The sequence below is a fragment of the Pristimantibacillus sp. Z349TD_6 genome, from assembly GCF_056173205.1.
In genome coordinates, this window is sequence record NZ_CM149662.1 from 6,541,893 (window position 1) to 6,557,564 (window position 15,672).

Below are 15,672 nucleotides of genomic sequence, written 5' to 3' on the forward strand. Positions count from 1 at the left end.
GCATAAGTTCCCTCCTTTTTCTTTTCTCTATTAATAAAGGATACCAACTACCGTGGACGGTAATTTCACATTAGTAGAACGGCGAGATCTTGCATACACAAAAAAGCATACATTCCTCTAATAATTGACTGTTGAGATTCTCTGAAAAATATATTTTTCAATAATTAATCACTCTCTACTTAATTGATCCAACAAGACTATGTCCTGTAAGGGATAAACAGCTATCCTCTCCTATTAGACTGACTCGAATTACAAAAAAACGACAGCCTTGGACTGAAAAAAAGAGTCCTAGACTGCCGTTGATTTATTTCCACTATCATACATCTCAACATCTGTGTTGACCAAATGAATCATTGCAGAGTCCAGAGTCAGCTTCTCGAACGAGGTAGAAACACTTTGAAGTAATCCGCAGTGTCAAAAGATCGAACACGACCGTGTTTTAGACAACCATCGTAGATATACATCGGCGTGTCAACACCCGTTGTCCTATGTGTCAAAGCATAATCATTTCCTATTCTTTAATTCATTGATATATTCATCCATCAAAATAACTCGGCTTTCCAAACGCGATTTTTCAGCGGCGAAAGCAATCAGATGACTCTTTACAGAAACACCTGCACCTGTAAGCCCTTCTTCCTTCCCATCACTCCGAACAAGACGTACAAAATCTCTCATTATACCTGTATCACCGCCCCCATGACCTGCCAAGTTCGTATCCAAAGTGATTGTCTCCGTCTCCCGAGTAACAAAGCTCGTCACTTCAATTACATTCTTCTCCATATCGCCTCTTATCTGACCATGAGTGCCCATTAGCTTCACCGAGCGTCCGCCTTCATAAGTAAATGCGCTCATTGTGAACGCAACCGTCACTTCATTTGCAAATTCCATGTTCACTACCTGATGATCGACCACATTGTTATCGCAATGATACACGCATCTTCCATATGGCCCATTTTTCAGTGCTCGAAGCACTCCCTCATCACTTGTATCGTTGCTAACGACCGTGCGCAGCACCTCACCCACCCAATCATCTCGTTCAATATACATTTTAGGTGCATAATAAGGGCAGCTGTCCTGCACGGGGCAACCGTCTAAGCAGTACTTAGGCGCGCCTTCCGGCGCACTTTCTTTGCGGAAATGAGTTAATGAGCCGAAAGATGAAACTTTAGTACAATCTGTATCAACAAGCCATTGTAATATATCCATGTCATGGCAGCTTTTCGCCAGAATCATTGGACTCGAAACCTCTGAATCACTCCAGTTTCCTCTTACAAAGCTATGTGCTTGGTGACGATGTTCTACATTTTCAGTATGTTGAATTGAAACGAGTTTGCCGATTTTTCCCTCCGTAATAATCTGCTTGATCGTTGAAAAAAAGTCCGTATACCTAAGTACATGACATATCGAAAATACCCGATTATATTTCTCAGCATATTCCCCCATGACAATACATTCTCTTGGATCGGGTGACATCGGCTTTTCCATGAGCACATGGTACCCTTTCTCCAATGCTTTCAACGCAGGCTCATAGTGCAGTTTATCCTGGGTACAGATGAGAATCGCATCGGCTAGCTTCGGCCCTGCAAGCAGATCCTCCCAGTTCGAGTAACAATTCTCATTCAGAACACCATGGTCTTTTTGGAATCGCTCTCTTCGCTCAGGATCGATATCCACAACGGCAACGAATTGAATGTCGTCTGGATGTTGCAAGGCATATGGAGCATAAGCACCTCCCCCTCTTTGTCCAGCTCCAATTAATACAGCAGTAATTTTTTTCATTCCTGTGCTCCACTCCATCTCTATTGTTAGTTAATATCAGCTTAAATAGGTTCGTCCATTTTGAAAATAATAAAAAGTTTGTAATTCTTCGAAAAGTAATACAAATCGACTACTATTTAATATCTTTTCTCTGAATTCTATCTGATAACTTTCAAGTTAATAAAAAAAAGCCCAATATCCGCAATGGAATCAGGCTCTTCAGAACGATGCTAATATTGAAATGGCATATCATTTTCATGATCTATCTCTTGCCCAAGCTGCAGTCTGTAATCACTCAAAGACATGCCAAAATGCTTTTTAAATCGCGTGTAAAAATAATTATTCCTCTCTAGTCCCACCTTTTCAATAATGGATGTTAAAGGAAGCTGCGTATTGCGCATATATTCGTCCAGTTTTTGCATTCGCGTATCGAAAATAAACTGCGCAATAGACTGCCCATGTGCAGTTTTGAATATATGGCCGACATAGTTAGATGATAACCGTAATTTTTCGGCGATAGAGCTCAGGCATAACTCTGTATTGGAATATTCTTGCTCGACAATTGCGACAATACGTTGGATCAGATGGTCATTACTATTGGAAGTGTTCCTGAGAACCTCCACTTTATTACACAGCTTCTGTAAAAATGAATCCATAATGCTGTCCATATCTGTACTCACTTCTGCATTTTGAATCCCGCGCAAAAACTTTTGTAGAGTTAAATCCTGGCTATCCTTTACTGCAGGCATCTTGCTTAGCACACTGGAGTAAACACTGTAAATCAAATGAACAATGCAATACAAAATTTCGTCGTAAGTGTATTGATATAACTTTGGACTGATACTTTGATAGATTGCGGCAGCAGATTCATAATTGCCCTCGAGTACTTTCTCAACCAACTGCTCTTCTTTCTTGACCGGTATATGAAAATTATCCGTGTTGATTTCATCCATCATGTAAGGAGTAATAATACAACCATGTCCGTAGCGCATCTTCAACAGAATGGAGCCCTTCATATTATTGTACATGCTAGGTAAATGCTCAATCCCCTGAAACATCGTGCTGTACGCCATAGATAAAGAAATACGAAGATACTTAAGTGTATTACTGTGTACCTCGAGCAAGTAACGCTCTATTTTCTCCTGCAGCACTTTATATTGGGTTACTGTGGAACAATCCATAATCACTACGAATTTATCGGGCTCACTGCTGAAAATTTCGCACACACCATAGTCCGCTGCCAGTTCTGTTGCAATATTCACAATAGCATAGCGTAGTGCCCATCGTTCCTTCTGGCTATTCACAGATACAAATTGGCTGTAATTATCGATTTTAATGAGGCACATGCACAACTGACTGGTGGCGATATAATCCAGTTTGATGTCATGTAGTTTCTCCTGCACTTGGTCTATAGAGTGTGTAGTACTATCACTTAATAGTGCATTAAGAAAGTCTTGTTTGACCGCATAGCCTGCTTCATGGATTATTTTATCAAGCTGTTGATTTCTCTCCTTCATAGACTCGAATACAGACAAAATAAATTGAAATTCTTCCATTCTCGAAATGACTACATCGTTTTTCTCAGAAGCTTCGCCGTTAATAATTTTCGTAATCGTTTGAATCGGATGATTCAGTCTGCGAGCCAAGTACAGGCAAATTATTGCGCAAATGATAAATACAACAACTACGATACCCGCAGACACCATTGATGCTTTAATTACATCCTTAAACGTTTCTTTTACAGGAGTAAGGCCCATAATGTACCAATTGTTTGCGTTGCTTTTACTGCTGGATACCAAATAGCTGATACCCCCAATTTCTCGTATCTGATTATTGCTTCCAACAAGTTCATTTACTTGCTGGCTTAATCCGCCTACTTCACTCATATTATGCTCAAACTCCGGTGTGAGCGTCTTACTTAGAATAGAGCCGTTTGAATCAACGACTAAAAAAGAAGATTTCGTTTCAGGGTCATTGCCATTGATCGCTTGAATAGATTCCGTAAGCGCTTTCGTGCGAATGTTGACGACAATAGCATTTTTCAAGCCCGATAAAGTCTCCCCCGGTTCAAATAATATATAGGAACATGTATCGGCCGATTGCGTTGCTTCTTCTACAGATGTCACAATAGGCCGACCACGATACTCCGCTATAAAATTTTTATCGGTTAGCAGCGCTACAATCGCTTGATCTGAGAAGGTAGAGGCTGATTGGCGTTCACCGCTCCTTGAAGAATAAAACAAATCCGCCCCCGCATTGTAAAGATAAACGCTATCGATATCTTTTAGTGTCAGAAAGTGCTTGTCAATGACCTTGCTTGCTAAAATCGCCACGATCTCATCATTTTTCTTCATATTAATAAATTGGATGATATCTTTATCGCTGTACAGTGCATTTCCTAATTTTTTTGCAGTCTCATCTAGGTAGGTAATACTGTAATTGTAATGTTCAATCAGCTCATGATTGAAGCGGTTAATCATCGAGATACTCGTGCGTAAATAAGTAATGGTCAAGAAAACAGTAAGCAATACAGTGATGAGGATCGTAATAATCAGAAAGGAGAAGAATGATTTGCGAAAAAAGCTCGTACTGTTTTTTTCCAATATCCTCGGTAGCTTCATTGTGATCCCCCAGTTCATACGACTTCGATTTTCTATGTATTTACAATTATCATCATAATAGCATAAGTATCCATTTAGCATCACAACGATTAAAGCTCTTTGTAGATTTCATTATTTTTTAGAGATGCCATCTGTCGAAAAACTAAGAGAATGATGGTTTTGATTGTTGTGGATAAAAGTACCACTAAATACAATGAGGGAAGTAAAAGATTAATTGCACGGAAGGGGGTGAACTCAATGAAACTAACTACAAGACCAATTCATAACAGAACATTGCGCAGCGTACGTAAACAGTTTCCTTTCTATTTAATGATGTCACCTGGTCTTCTATTCATTGCAATCATGTGTTATATCCCAATGGGCGGTGTCATAATCGCCTTCAAAGATTACAATGCACGCGATGGTATATTCGGAAGCGCATGGATGGATCCGCTGTTCAAAAACTTCGAATTTTTCTTTAAATCCGAAACAGCGAGAATTGTTACGTTCAATACACTTTTCTACAATATCATAGAGATGGTTGCCGTTACGCTCGGTGCACTAATATTGGCCATTCTATTGAGCGAAGTGAAAAATAAAAAGCTCTCAGCCACCTATAAAGGTGCTTTATTGCTGCCAGTTTTCCTTTCATGGATTGTAGTTCAGTATATTGTGTTCGGTATGCTTAGTGTAGACCGAGGTATTGTCAACAATGTTATCGAATCATATGGTGGAGAAGCTATTTACTGGTACAGTGAGCCTTCACATTGGCACTATATTCTTCCCTTAGCCTATCTGTGGAAGAATATCGGTTACTATTCGGTATTGTATGTAGCAGCGATCGCGGGGATTAATACGGACTATTATGAAGCTGCTCAATTGGATGGCGCTTCGAAGTGGCAGCAAGTCAAATATGTTACATTGCCTCTGCTGAAACCAATAATTATCGTCCTCATGTTGTTATGGGTAGGTAAGTTGTTCAATGGCGGATTGGGCGACTGGAATGGATTCTATACCCTTTCCAATGATTCAGGAGCACTATATGGTGCAACAGATGTTATAGACACCCTTGTATTCCGCTCTCTGAAAAAGCTGAACGACTATGGCATGTCGTCTGCAATTGGTCTATATCAGGCAGTGATTGGTCTCGTTCTTGTCCTGATTTCTAACTATATTATTAAAAAAACAGACCCCGACAGCGCCTTATTTTAATCGATCAGCGTAGAGAAAGGGAGGGATTTTCATTTTAGCAAGAAACTTTCACGTGTCAAAGATCGTGATTCATCTCATATTCATTGTATCAGCACTAGCCTGTATCATTCCGCTGCTATTAGTTGTATCGATATCGTTTACAGCTGAAAAGTCGCTTATGGTCGACGGATATAATTTTTGGCCCAAAGTGTTCGATATTTCAGCTTATCGATACGTATTTAGCGGAGCAGGCTCGATTGCCAATGCATACGCAGTAACGATCTTTGTAACCGTTGTTGGTACGCTGCTGCATTTACTTGTTACTTCGATGCTGTCCTATTCGTTGACGCGACCTGAAGTTACCTATCGAAATGCACTCACTTTATTCGTGTACCTTCCCGTGCTGTTCAATGGCGGACTTGTTCCATCCTACATTTTAATAACGCGATATTTGCATCTTAAGAATACCATCTGGGTTCTCATTGTCGTCTTCCTTGTGTCAGCGATCAACGTGCTCATTATGAAAAACTTTTTCAAATCGATTCCTAGTTCCTTGTTCGAGTCTGCACGCATAGACGGCTCAGGTGAAATTCGTACTTTTTTCAGTATTGCACTTCCACTTTCAAAGCCGTCACTGGCGACTATCGGTCTGTTCACAGCGATTACCTACTGGAATGACTGGACGACCACTGCCTTGTATATCGAAAAGCCGAAGCTGTACACATTGCAATATTTACTGCAATCTTTAATGAACAATATCGGCTATTTGCAAGCCAATGAAGCAGCATCTAAATCTATGGAAGCCGCCATCGGTATGCTTCCTAGTGAAGGAGCACGGATGGCGACCTGTGTACTTGCCATCGGTCCGATTATATTACTGTATCCTTTTCTACAGAAGTATTTCGAGAAAGGCTTAACAATAGGTGCTGTAAAAGAGTAATTTTACAAGAATCTAGTTGAGAAAAAAATTAGTTTTTAGGGGGATATCAATGAAAAGAATTTCTATGTTGTTGATCAGCGTAACTCTGCTTCTCACCATGATCCTGTCTGGCTGCTCGAAGGCTTCACCAAACGCTAACGGCGATTCTACGACTCCAGCACCTGATACTAAAAATGCTGAAAAAGAAAAGGAAAAAGAAAAAGAAGAACTCGTTACCCTTAACTTCTATATGTCGAACAGCCCTGTCAATGACTTTGACCGCATCATGAACAAAGCTAATAAAATTATTGCTGAAAAAATCAATGCCAAATTGAATTTAGTACTTGTAGACGGCAGTACTTATGCAGATAAAATGAATCTGATGATCAATTCGGGCGACGACTGGGATCTTGCTTTCACTGCATTCTGGGGTGGAATCAATTACTTCGGAAACGCTGCAAAGGGAGCGTATGCTGACTTAACTGACCTTCTTCCTGTACATGCGCCAGAAACGTTTTCCCGCATCCCTCAAGGTCTATGGGATGGTGTGAAAATAAATGATCGTATTTATGCAGTTGTCAATTATCAGCAATGGGGCGTTGCCAAGCGCAGTGGCTTTATCTTCCGCGAAGATGTTCTTAAAGAAACGGGGTTTGACTGGAAAGCTGTTAAAGGCAAGCCAACCATAGAAGCTCTCGAAATGGTAGGACCATTCCTTGGTCAAGCGTTAGCTAAGCATCCTGATATGATCGGATTTGAAACTAGCGCTAATCATAGTTTTTTTGCCAATGAGCCGCTTTACTGGGATATGGAGCCTGTAGGTGATTTGCTAACTCCTGGCTGGGTCAATCTCAATGCGCCAGACAAAGTTATCAACCAGTTTGAAACTCCTGAGTTCGCTAAATACGCAGAAATTATGCGTGACTGGTTCAATAAAGGCTATGTGCGCAAAGATGGTGCAACGGTAAAAGATACAACTCCTGATCGTAAAGCTGGAAAAATTGTTTTTGCGATGCACTATGGCTGGCCTGACAGCATCGATCTTCCAGGTCAAGAGCAAGCTATGTCCATGACAGAATACAAAGATTTCCCTGCTCTATCCGTATCTACTACTCGTACATTGATTTCAGCTGGAGCTGCCTCCAATGCAGCTATTGCTATCAATTCAGGTTCAAAAAACGTTGAAAAGGCTTTGCAATTAATTGAGTTGCTAAACACTGATGATGATCTATACAAACTCATTACATTAGGAGAAAAAGACGTTGACTACACCTACAACGAAAAAGGTGACTTCACTCAAATTGAAGGCAAATATAATTTCAACTGGAATGAATGGCAAATCGGTCAATCCTTCAGCCCAACATTCAACCGTGCCGATCATGCCGAAAATGCGGCTGGCGAAATGAAGAGAAAAGCTCAGTCAATCGTTTTTGAAAATGATCAAACAGCAGATGTTTCGCCATTATCAGGCTTTGTATTTGACCCAACTCCTGTAAAAACGCAAGTTGCCAACGTAGCTTCCGTTATGACTGAGATGATCCCGGCTATCAGCTCTGGTTCGATTGACCCGACTACAGCCGTGCCTAAATTCCTCGAGCGTTTGAAAACTGCTGGCGTAGATGACATCATCAAAGAAAAACAAGCTCAATATGACACTTGGAAAAAATAAAAATCTCTCACTCAGTAATGAAATCCGGTGTATCGCTTACACCGGATTTCTATTTTAATGAGCCAAGTAGAAGGGAATACGCTATTCGTTATTCATTTATGTGTAAATCTTTTTCACGCTATTCTTTCGATCGAGTCAACTTGTAATGCCCTTACATTTTCTAATGCCACCAGCCACTCTTTAGTTTTTTGTTCTAATACCTCACCACAACCATTAAAAAAACGATCAAACTGAGCGCCATACAGCCGGCGAACTTGTAATTCGGTGCAGCTATCTCAAACACTGATTTCTTTAGCAAACCGGACAGCAAGTTGTTTACAGCCGAAGCCGGCGAGATGGGATTAGACAAAGCCCAGCTTCCAAGCAGCAGCACCGCAAAATAAGTTGGGCTGATTTGCACGCTCACGGGATCAATGGCTCCAGCAAGCATAGTCACTGGCACGATTGGATGGAGACCAATTAATGAAGTGCTTGCAATCAAAAGAACGGTTAATATCGTGAATGTGAAGGAAATCGGCATTGGAACAAACTCAAGTAAATTCGGAACCTTTGAGCCGAAGTTTGTAATCCCAATTGCGCCACTGAAAAAGCCAGCGGCCAGAAAAAGCGTAATCTCTTTCTGCAAAGCCGGCAAAGTGATTGTTACATGATTTATAATTCCTTCTCTGTATATATTCATGGTCCCCTTTATAATGCACCAGAACAAAGGGAAAGCTACTGCAGCCATACAGATTAATAAGACCATTGGCAGCTTGATCATACGTTCCATGGTTAAGATGACAATTATGGCGCCTATTAAATACATGCCGAGTCCAACTGGAAAATTCGAGTTCTCCTTTTTGTCTACTGCCTCTTCAAATTCATCTAGACTAGCGTCACGCAATTCCCGAAAATCGACTGCCCAGCTTATGCCGAGGCTAAGAATGGCGAGTCCAAGCATATAGGGCAGAACGGACGACCAGGACAGTCCTAACGTTGAAGTCACTAGTGTCATGGCAGCGAAATAAGGTGACCAGAGAATCGCTCCCGCAAAACCTCGGTTGAGCGCATTTGCAAGCAAACGGCTCATCCCTGGCTGCGGTTTAATAAAGACCATTTGATAAACAACCGGTATCGAACCTACGTTGATAAATACGCCCATAATTTGAGTGAGCAGCTGCGTTCCCAAGTATAGAGCGGCCTTGCTGTGCAGGTTAGCCTCGTAAAACCGCTTCAAGGCCTTAACGTATTCAGGAATACGAACTGGAATCCCGAACAACGGAGCGAATAGGAAAAGCGTTACAATGGTCACGTTTATTCCAGCCGACTCGAACCAAATCCTAGCATTTGCTTTCTGAAGCGCAAGAAGTACAACTCCAATAGTCACAAAGAAAATCGTGAGCCAAAACGTCATCCCCTTCAGTTTTGGCAACAGTAAGACGATTGCAGAAAACACCAATCCACCGAGCAGAAAGACCAGCATCTCAAGCTGCGCCGCTTGCAACGCAATATACACAGCGGCAATGGAAAATATTATTATCCTCTCCGCTGCCGTCTTAAATGCGGATGTCATCCGATCCGCCCTCTTTCATTTCATCTTAGTTGAATTGCCAGCAGCTTAAGCTTAGGTTGCCGTATTGGTAGCTGCGGTGAAGAAGTTTTGCGTTACGGTTGACGTCACCTGCTCCCATGGCGAGAAGAAGCGGAATGAGGTGCTCATTCGTCGGTACAGCCTCTTGGGCATGCGGAGCGAGCTCACGGTATTGAAACAGGGCTTCGGTATCCCATGACTCCAGTTTACTTTGAATCCAGTTGTCGAATTGTTCCCCCCACTCGTCAATTCCCTCCGACCGCCAGTTCAATTTCCGTAAATTATGAACGGTCCCACCGCTTCCGATGATAAGAACATCCTGCTCGCGAAGTTCTGCTAAACCCTTGCCGATTTGATATTGTCTTTCATTAGATAGATAACGATTTACGGATAGCGCTACGACCGGAATATCTGCATCCGGATACAGTAGTTTTAGAACAGCCCATGCCCCGTGGTCCAAACCTCGTTTTTCATTTTGAACGTTCTCAATACCATGCTTTGTAAACAAGTTTTGAATCTGATCTACTAATGATCGGTCGCTTTGTGCCGGATAGGTCATCTGGTAAAGCTCATCTTGGAACCCGCCAAAATCATAAATGGTTTCATAAGTTTCTGCGGCGCTAACCGTCTGTATCGATTCTTCCCAATGAGCGGAGAAGAGAACGATAGCTTTCGGTCTTGGCGTATGCTCTTTAAATTGCTTAAGCAACTTTGTATATTCGTTATCATCGAGCACGATTGATGGTGCGCCGTGCGCGAAAAAATAGGATGGCATCATGTGATCTCACTCCTTATTTATGTTTAATTCCGCATCCTTCTTCATCCACTTCATAAAATCTAGCTGGTTCTCTTCAGATATGCCGTGGTCGGTCGGATATAGTTTGAAAGTTAAGCGCTCCGTCTGGTCTTTTAAATAGGCAGCTGTCTCGTGCCCGATACGAACCGGGAATACGGAGTCGATTTCTCCATGCGAGACAAATACGGAAACATCCTTAACACTTCGAAGTGAATACTCCGTTTTCACAAACTCAGGAATATATCCGTTCAACGCTACGATTCCCTTTAATTGATCTCCCATTGTAAGTGCAAGCGTCATGGACAGGATTGCGCCTTGGCTAAAGCCGAGCAAATAACGTTTGTCAGGATCGATTGGATACTCCTCAGTCGCATAATGAATGAATGCTTCGAGATCTATAACCGCTTGGTCATACATCTCTCGAATTGGATTTCCTAAGCTTTTCAAATCGTAATATTGGAATCCCGTACCAAGCGGCAAATTACCGCGAATCCCTATGATGATGAAATCTTCAGCCAATGGAGCAACCAAACCGAACATATTTTGTTCATTCGATCCTTTGCCGTGGAAGGTGAATATCGTCGGATATTTCTTTCCTTGCTTTAGTTTAACCGGTAAGTGAACGTCATATTGATATTTCGGATTCATCTTCGTTTCCTCCATTCTGTAAGTTATTCACTGCGCTTGTTCATAATAAAACGGTCAACAGAGAACGGAGATCGATCGGCAACAACCAGATACAACGAGACCAAGATGAATCCAAGATCCAGCTCATAGCCAGCCATTTGACCGTTACCAAGAAGTCCAGCCGATAATTTCGCGGTTATAATTGCACCGATGAGTATGATGACAAACAATCCTGCTACATAACGAGTAAACAACCCCAAGATCAACAATATACCGCCGATAAGTTCAATCGCTGCAACAACATAAGCTAAAACTCCTGGGATACCTATCGAACTGAACCAAGCTTCTACATTGTTTATTCCCTGAAACTTATCCACTCCGTGAAATATAAATATGATGCCCAACACCACACGCATGATAATGGAAACAAAAGCTGTTTTAGTCATTCTTTTTTCCTCCAAAAATATTAGTAATAGAAATATATTTTCTATAGGTGTAATTTAAAACGATTTACATTGACTTGTCAATATAAATATTGATAATATAAAATTAAATTTAGTATTACAAATATTCTAGAGGTGTGATTAGATGGATATTGGCTCCACTATACGAGCGATCCGGAAGCGAAAAAATATCACAATCGCTCAAATATGCGAAACAACCGGCCTGTCTCAAGGATTTATGAGTCAGGTTGAAACGAATAAGACCTCACCGTCCATCTCAACATTAGAAAGTATAGCTCAAGCACTTAAAGTGCCACTTGCCTACTTGCTTCTAAAGAAAGAAGAGCGAATGAGAATTGTTCGGAAAAACGAGAGGACAATCACTACAAGCGGTTCAGAAAATCTAAAAGTCGAACACTTGAGTTCCACAAAAAACGTACGGATGATGATTATAGAGTTTCCTCCTGGTTCTACGACTGGCAATACTCCTCATGCACATGAAGGTGAGGAGGTCCATGTGGTCATTAAGGGGAGAATTTACGCGGAACAAGGGGAAGATAAGGCTGAATTTGGAGAAGGTGATTCCTTTAGTTGGAATGCTTGTACGCCACATTTAGTAAGAAATATAGGTGAAGATACGGCAATCGTGCTGATGTCCATCTATAAAGAGAATGAAAATGAAAATGAGAATGGATAGGACCTCATCTAACTAAGCCAAAAACCCACAATCGAGCCAGATAGGCCGAATGTGGGTTTTTTTCAATAACTTTTGAAAACCTGTATTGGGTAAATTCGAAGCAGATGGAATTTCCAACGATTTTAGGCAGCCTCAATCAGATTGTGAGTAACGTCTATAATTGAGACAAAACGAACTATATTCAATAATAAATGAGACTTGTTACACATCATGCAATTGATACCAATGACTCCAAATACTGAGTTTGGCGTCCTTAAACCATTCGGGACATTGAACTTTCTAAGTGAGAAAAATTGGCTTCAAAAGGTTTACTGACCGTTAGCATTGGACTCCCTCTCCCTTATCATGAATTGGGTCGTTCTGTTTAAGCTGAGATCGTAATTTCATATTGCTCCCCTATCTGAGTATCAAATTCCAATCTGTTGTGATCGATAGTTGTCCGAATTAGCTCGTTCCCGCATCGAACCTGAATCTCTATCATACCGAAGTTAAACGTTATGCGGCAGCACCGGCCTAGCTTGGAAGTGACGGTCGCCTTGTCCATTCTTCCGCCGCTCCAGCGCATTTCGAGCTCAAATCCTCCCCGGGCGCAGACGCCGCGAATGCTTCCTTCTGCCCACGCGGTTGGAAGAGCAGGCAGCAACCTGATCTCGTCTTCATCGCTTTGCACAAGCATTTCCACAATACCGGCAGCCCCCCCGAAATTCCCGTCGATCTGAAAGGGAGGATGCGTATCAAACAAATTATTTTCTGTAGAATGGGCTAATAAAGTATGGATATAGCGATAGGCTTGCTCCCCATCTCCCAGATGCGCCCATAAGTTGATAATCCATGCGCAGCTCCATCCCGTATGTCCACCGCCATGCCGTAATCTTCGTTCCAACGAATTCCGGGCGGCGGCCTGCAGTTCAGGCGTCTTTCCGTTAATGCTATGTCCCGGGAATAAGCCGAACAGATGCGAGATATGCCGGTGCCCCGGCTCCGGCTCTTCATGATCTTCAAGCCATTCTTGCAGCTGGCCGAATCGGCCGACTTGCATCGGCGGCAATTGTGTGCGATTCCGAATGAGAAGCTCTCTGAATTCATGATCCTTCCCTAGCACTTCGCTTGCCCGAATACAATTTCCAAACAAATCGTCAATGATTTGAACCGTCATCGTTGGACTCATATCCAGAGCAGTCTTCGTGCCATCCGCCGCCAAGAAGATATTCTCCGGCGATGTCGCCGGTCCGCTAACCAACCATCCGTAACACGGATGCTCCACCATAAAATCCAAATAGAACAAAGCCGCTTCCTTCATAAACGGATAACCGCGCTTCTCCAGCAGCACCTTATCCCCAGTAAACAGATAATGATCCCAATAATGTCTGCTGAGCCATGCCGCTCCTTCTTGCCACAGCAGCGATGGTGTCGCTCGCAGCGACGTATTCAGCCAAGGATTCGTCCTCGTGCTGAATACGATGCCGTTGCAGCTGTAGCGCTCGCGAGCCGCTTGACGTCCCGGTTGTATGAGCGCATCCATCAAGTCGAACAATGGCTCATGCAGCTCGGACAAGTTACATGTTTCAGCATGCCAGTAGTTCATCTGCGCGTTAATATTAATTGTATAATCGGAGAACCAAGGAGGCGTGAAGCTGTCGTTCCATATGCCTTGCAAATTCGCCGGTAACGTCCCTCTCCGTGAACTTGCAATCAACAAATAACGGCCATATTGCACGTATAAAGCGCACAAATAAGGATCAGCCCCGCCCTGTTTAATCCGATCGAGACGCTCGTTCGTAGGCAGGTCCGCGAATTGATCCGGACCCAAATCAATATCCATGCGATAAAATAATCGCTGATGATCGCGAATATGGGCTTCTTTCAGCGCCTCCCACGAATGCCCGCCCGCGGCTTCAAGCCGTTCCTCATTCGATTGGTGAAGATCAAAGTGCCGATACGTCGTAGCGGCGCTGACAAACAATGTAATCGCCTTGCACCCACTGAAGATGACGGAATCCTCGGTAGAGCAGCACATTCCTTCGTCTGCGCGGACAGTGACGCTCGTTTCAAATTCGACTCCTTCATAATCGCAAGCTCCGCGCTGCGTCAGGCCATGCGGTCCATTCCGATGAACGCTTGCGCCGCGTTCACGCTCCAAGCGGATACTGCCACTTAGGCTTGGCGCGCCGCCAGCTTCAAGTCTAATGACCATCAATTGATCGGAACTACTGCAGATGACTTCGCGCGTAAATAATATATCTCCAACGGAATAGGACGTTTTGCATACAGCTTCATTCAAATCCAGTTCTCTCCGGTAGTTCGTAACTTCGCCCAACGGTAGGTGCAATTGAATAAATAAATCTCCAAGCGGTTGATAATGGCCGTATTGAGGATTAAGTGGCGTTTTCATATGCTCTTCCGCCAATTCATGAGCTTCGCGATAGTTGCCTTCGAACAGTAAGCGACGAGCCTCACCGATCGATTGTTGCAGCCCAGGACTGGCGTCGTAATGAGGCTTCCCCGACCATACCGTCTCTTCGTTCAATCCAATTCGTTCCTCATGAATGCCCCCGTAGACCATGCCGCCTAGTTTGCCGTTCCCTACAGGAAGCGCTTCTGTCCATCGCTCCGCCGGACGGTCGTACCAGAGGCGCCAGCACTCCCGCGCGTTATTCATCCGCATTCTCCTCCTGCCGTATAACAATTCATTTTTAATATTTCAGTTCACTGTACGCTCTAATTTCCACAACTTCGGCATATTCGCTGCCGTTAATCGACTCGACGACAAGCCGCAGGCGTTTGGTCATACGGATTCGCCGAAAATATGCCTTCTCGTCCGTTTCCAGTTTTCGGTCTCCCGGTGAAACACCGGTCAAGCAACCTCTTTCCACGCATCGATACGATAGTCCTTTACAAGCTCGGGAAGGATATCGAAAGGATTTCGGTGATGATGCAAATTAATGAAATACTCGTTCACATCGTCATTAAACGTCACCTGCACTTCATTCACGGATTGTCAATCATCCCAGTGCAGTTCCAGACATTGCTCGGTTTGATTACCATGAATCCACTTAAAACGTCATATTATCTGCTTCGAATCGTCCTAAGTTTTACTACAATCCCATATCCCATAAATAACCGACCAAAGCTCGTCGCTCCTCCTCTCGCTTATGATTTACCGTTTCATATCTCACAGACTGTACCTCCTAAGCCGTATCTATTAACTGTTTGTCTTTTTATATACCATGGATTTTCCTCTGTAAAATCAGTACGATCCTGGGCGTGCTCATAATTGTCGTAGTAAAAATTACGATATGCCGGATCATTTTCATCATAAGGCACATCCACATACGGGTAACTGTAAACGTCTTCGCACAGATTAGAGAAATCTATTTTCCAAATGAAGAAAGAACAAGGGAT

13 protein-coding genes are annotated in these 15,672 nt (G+C 42.9%); 4 read left to right on the forward strand and 9 right to left on the reverse strand.

Annotated elements, in window-relative coordinates:
• Nucleotides 1-504: 504 nt before the first annotated feature.
• The gene (locus tag AC0VYE_RS28400) at nt 505-1,779 is read right to left on the reverse strand and encodes a Gfo/Idh/MocA family protein (RefSeq protein ID WP_475443974.1); all 1,275 of its coding nucleotides are present in this window, start codon (nt 1,777-1,779) and stop codon (nt 505-507) included.
• A 209-nt stretch (nt 1,780-1,988) separates the two neighbouring features.
• Nucleotides 1,989-4,379 carry an AraC family transcriptional regulator gene (locus AC0VYE_RS28405; RefSeq protein WP_076267119.1) on the reverse strand — a complete coding sequence of 797 codons (2,391 nt, stop codon included), beginning with the start codon at nt 4,377-4,379 and terminating at the stop codon, nt 1,989-1,991.
• A 237-nt stretch (nt 4,380-4,616) separates the two neighbouring features.
• Here AC0VYE_RS28405 and AC0VYE_RS28410 point away from each other — a divergent pair, with 237 nt between their 5' ends.
• The 3 genes from AC0VYE_RS28410 to AC0VYE_RS28420 are packed head-to-tail and all read left to right on the forward strand — an operon-like array spanning nt 4,617 to nt 8,137.
• Nucleotides 4,617-5,570 (forward strand): ABC transporter permease, encoded by a 954-nt coding sequence (locus tag AC0VYE_RS28410; protein WP_076267120.1) that lies wholly within the window; start codon nt 4,617-4,619, stop codon nt 5,568-5,570.
• A 52-nt stretch (nt 5,571-5,622) separates the two neighbouring features.
• The gene (locus AC0VYE_RS28415) at nt 5,623-6,489 is read left to right on the forward strand and encodes a carbohydrate ABC transporter permease (protein ID WP_475443978.1); all 867 of its coding nucleotides are present in this window, start codon (nt 5,623-5,625) and stop codon (nt 6,487-6,489) included.
• 49 nt (nt 6,490-6,538) lie between these two features.
• Complete coding sequence (locus AC0VYE_RS28420; protein ID WP_076267122.1) at nt 6,539-8,137, forward strand: ABC transporter substrate-binding protein; 1,599 nt, start codon at nt 6,539-6,541, stop codon at nt 8,135-8,137.
• Between the two features lie 193 nt (nt 8,138-8,330).
• Here the strand turns inward: AC0VYE_RS28420 and AC0VYE_RS28425 are convergent, their stop codons facing one another.
• Genes AC0VYE_RS28425 through AC0VYE_RS28440 form a run of 4 tightly spaced genes read right to left on the reverse strand, consistent with a single transcriptional unit; the run spans nt 8,331 to nt 11,576 of the window.
• A complete protein-coding gene (locus tag AC0VYE_RS28425) occupies nt 8,331-9,689 on the reverse strand; it encodes a hypothetical protein (RefSeq protein WP_076267123.1) in 1,359 nt (452 codons plus the stop codon).
• Between the two features lie 25 nt (nt 9,690-9,714).
• Nucleotides 9,715-10,485, reverse strand: coding sequence for a DODA-type extradiol aromatic ring-opening family dioxygenase (locus tag AC0VYE_RS28430; protein ID WP_475443981.1), 771 nt, complete (start codon nt 10,483-10,485; stop codon nt 9,715-9,717).
• Nucleotides 10,486-10,491: 6 nt separating this feature from the next.
• On the reverse strand, nt 10,492-11,151 hold the full coding sequence (locus AC0VYE_RS28435; protein ID WP_475443983.1) for an alpha/beta hydrolase: 660 nt from the start codon (nt 11,149-11,151) through the stop codon (nt 10,492-10,494).
• Between the two features lie 23 nt (nt 11,152-11,174).
• The gene (locus AC0VYE_RS28440; RefSeq protein ID WP_475443985.1) at nt 11,175-11,576 is read right to left on the reverse strand and encodes a DoxX family protein; all 402 of its coding nucleotides are present in this window, start codon (nt 11,574-11,576) and stop codon (nt 11,175-11,177) included.
• 142 nt (nt 11,577-11,718) lie between these two features.
• On the opposite strand from AC0VYE_RS28440, the gene AC0VYE_RS28445 reads away from it, so the two are divergent.
• Nucleotides 11,719-12,270 (forward strand): helix-turn-helix domain-containing protein, encoded by a 552-nt coding sequence (locus AC0VYE_RS28445; RefSeq protein ID WP_475443987.1) that lies wholly within the window; start codon nt 11,719-11,721, stop codon nt 12,268-12,270.
• A gap of 364 nt (nt 12,271-12,634) precedes the next feature.
• Here the strand turns inward: AC0VYE_RS28445 and AC0VYE_RS28450 are convergent, their stop codons facing one another.
• The 3 genes from AC0VYE_RS28450 to AC0VYE_RS28460 are packed head-to-tail and all read right to left on the reverse strand — an operon-like array spanning nt 12,635 to nt 15,262.
• Complete coding sequence (locus AC0VYE_RS28450) at nt 12,635-14,929, reverse strand: glycoside hydrolase family 95 protein (RefSeq protein ID WP_475443989.1); 2,295 nt, start codon at nt 14,927-14,929, stop codon at nt 12,635-12,637.
• Nucleotides 14,930-14,963: 34 nt separating this feature from the next.
• Nucleotides 14,964-15,128 (reverse strand): hypothetical protein, encoded by a 165-nt coding sequence (locus AC0VYE_RS28455; RefSeq protein WP_475443991.1) that lies wholly within the window; start codon nt 15,126-15,128, stop codon nt 14,964-14,966.
• A complete protein-coding gene (locus tag AC0VYE_RS28460; RefSeq protein WP_475443993.1) occupies nt 15,125-15,262 on the reverse strand; it encodes a hypothetical protein in 138 nt (45 codons plus the stop codon). Before AC0VYE_RS28460 ends, AC0VYE_RS28455 begins: the two co-directional genes overlap by 4 nt.
• Between the last annotated feature and the right edge of the window lie 410 nt (nt 15,263-15,672).

What these genes read in the sequence shown, in the direction of transcription:
- AC0VYE_RS28400 (WP_475443974.1), bottom strand. Translation starts at nt 1,779, where the DNA reads ATGAAAAAAATTACTGCTGTATTAATTGGAGCTGGACAAAGAGGGGGA.
- AC0VYE_RS28405 (WP_076267119.1), bottom strand. Translation starts at nt 4,379, where the DNA reads ATGAAGCTACCGAGGATATTGGAAAAAAACAGTACGAGCTTTTTTCGC.
- AC0VYE_RS28410 (WP_076267120.1), top strand. Translation starts at nt 4,617, where the DNA reads ATGAAACTAACTACAAGACCAATTCATAACAGAACATTGCGCAGCGTA.
- AC0VYE_RS28420 (WP_076267122.1), top strand. Translation starts at nt 6,539, where the DNA reads ATGAAAAGAATTTCTATGTTGTTGATCAGCGTAACTCTGCTTCTCACC.
- AC0VYE_RS28425 (WP_076267123.1), bottom strand. Translation starts at nt 9,689, where the DNA reads ATGACATCCGCATTTAAGACGGCAGCGGAGAGGATAATAATATTTTCC.
- AC0VYE_RS28430 (WP_475443981.1), bottom strand. Translation starts at nt 10,485, where the DNA reads ATGATGCCATCCTATTTTTTCGCGCACGGCGCACCATCAATCGTGCTC.
- AC0VYE_RS28435 (WP_475443983.1), bottom strand. Translation starts at nt 11,151, where the DNA reads ATGAATCCGAAATATCAATATGACGTTCACTTACCGGTTAAACTAAAG.
- AC0VYE_RS28440 (WP_475443985.1), bottom strand. Translation starts at nt 11,576, where the DNA reads ATGACTAAAACAGCTTTTGTTTCCATTATCATGCGTGTGGTGTTGGGC.
- AC0VYE_RS28445 (WP_475443987.1), top strand. Translation starts at nt 11,719, where the DNA reads ATGGATATTGGCTCCACTATACGAGCGATCCGGAAGCGAAAAAATATC.
- AC0VYE_RS28450 (WP_475443989.1), bottom strand. Translation starts at nt 14,929, where the DNA reads ATGAATAACGCGCGGGAGTGCTGGCGCCTCTGGTACGACCGTCCGGCG.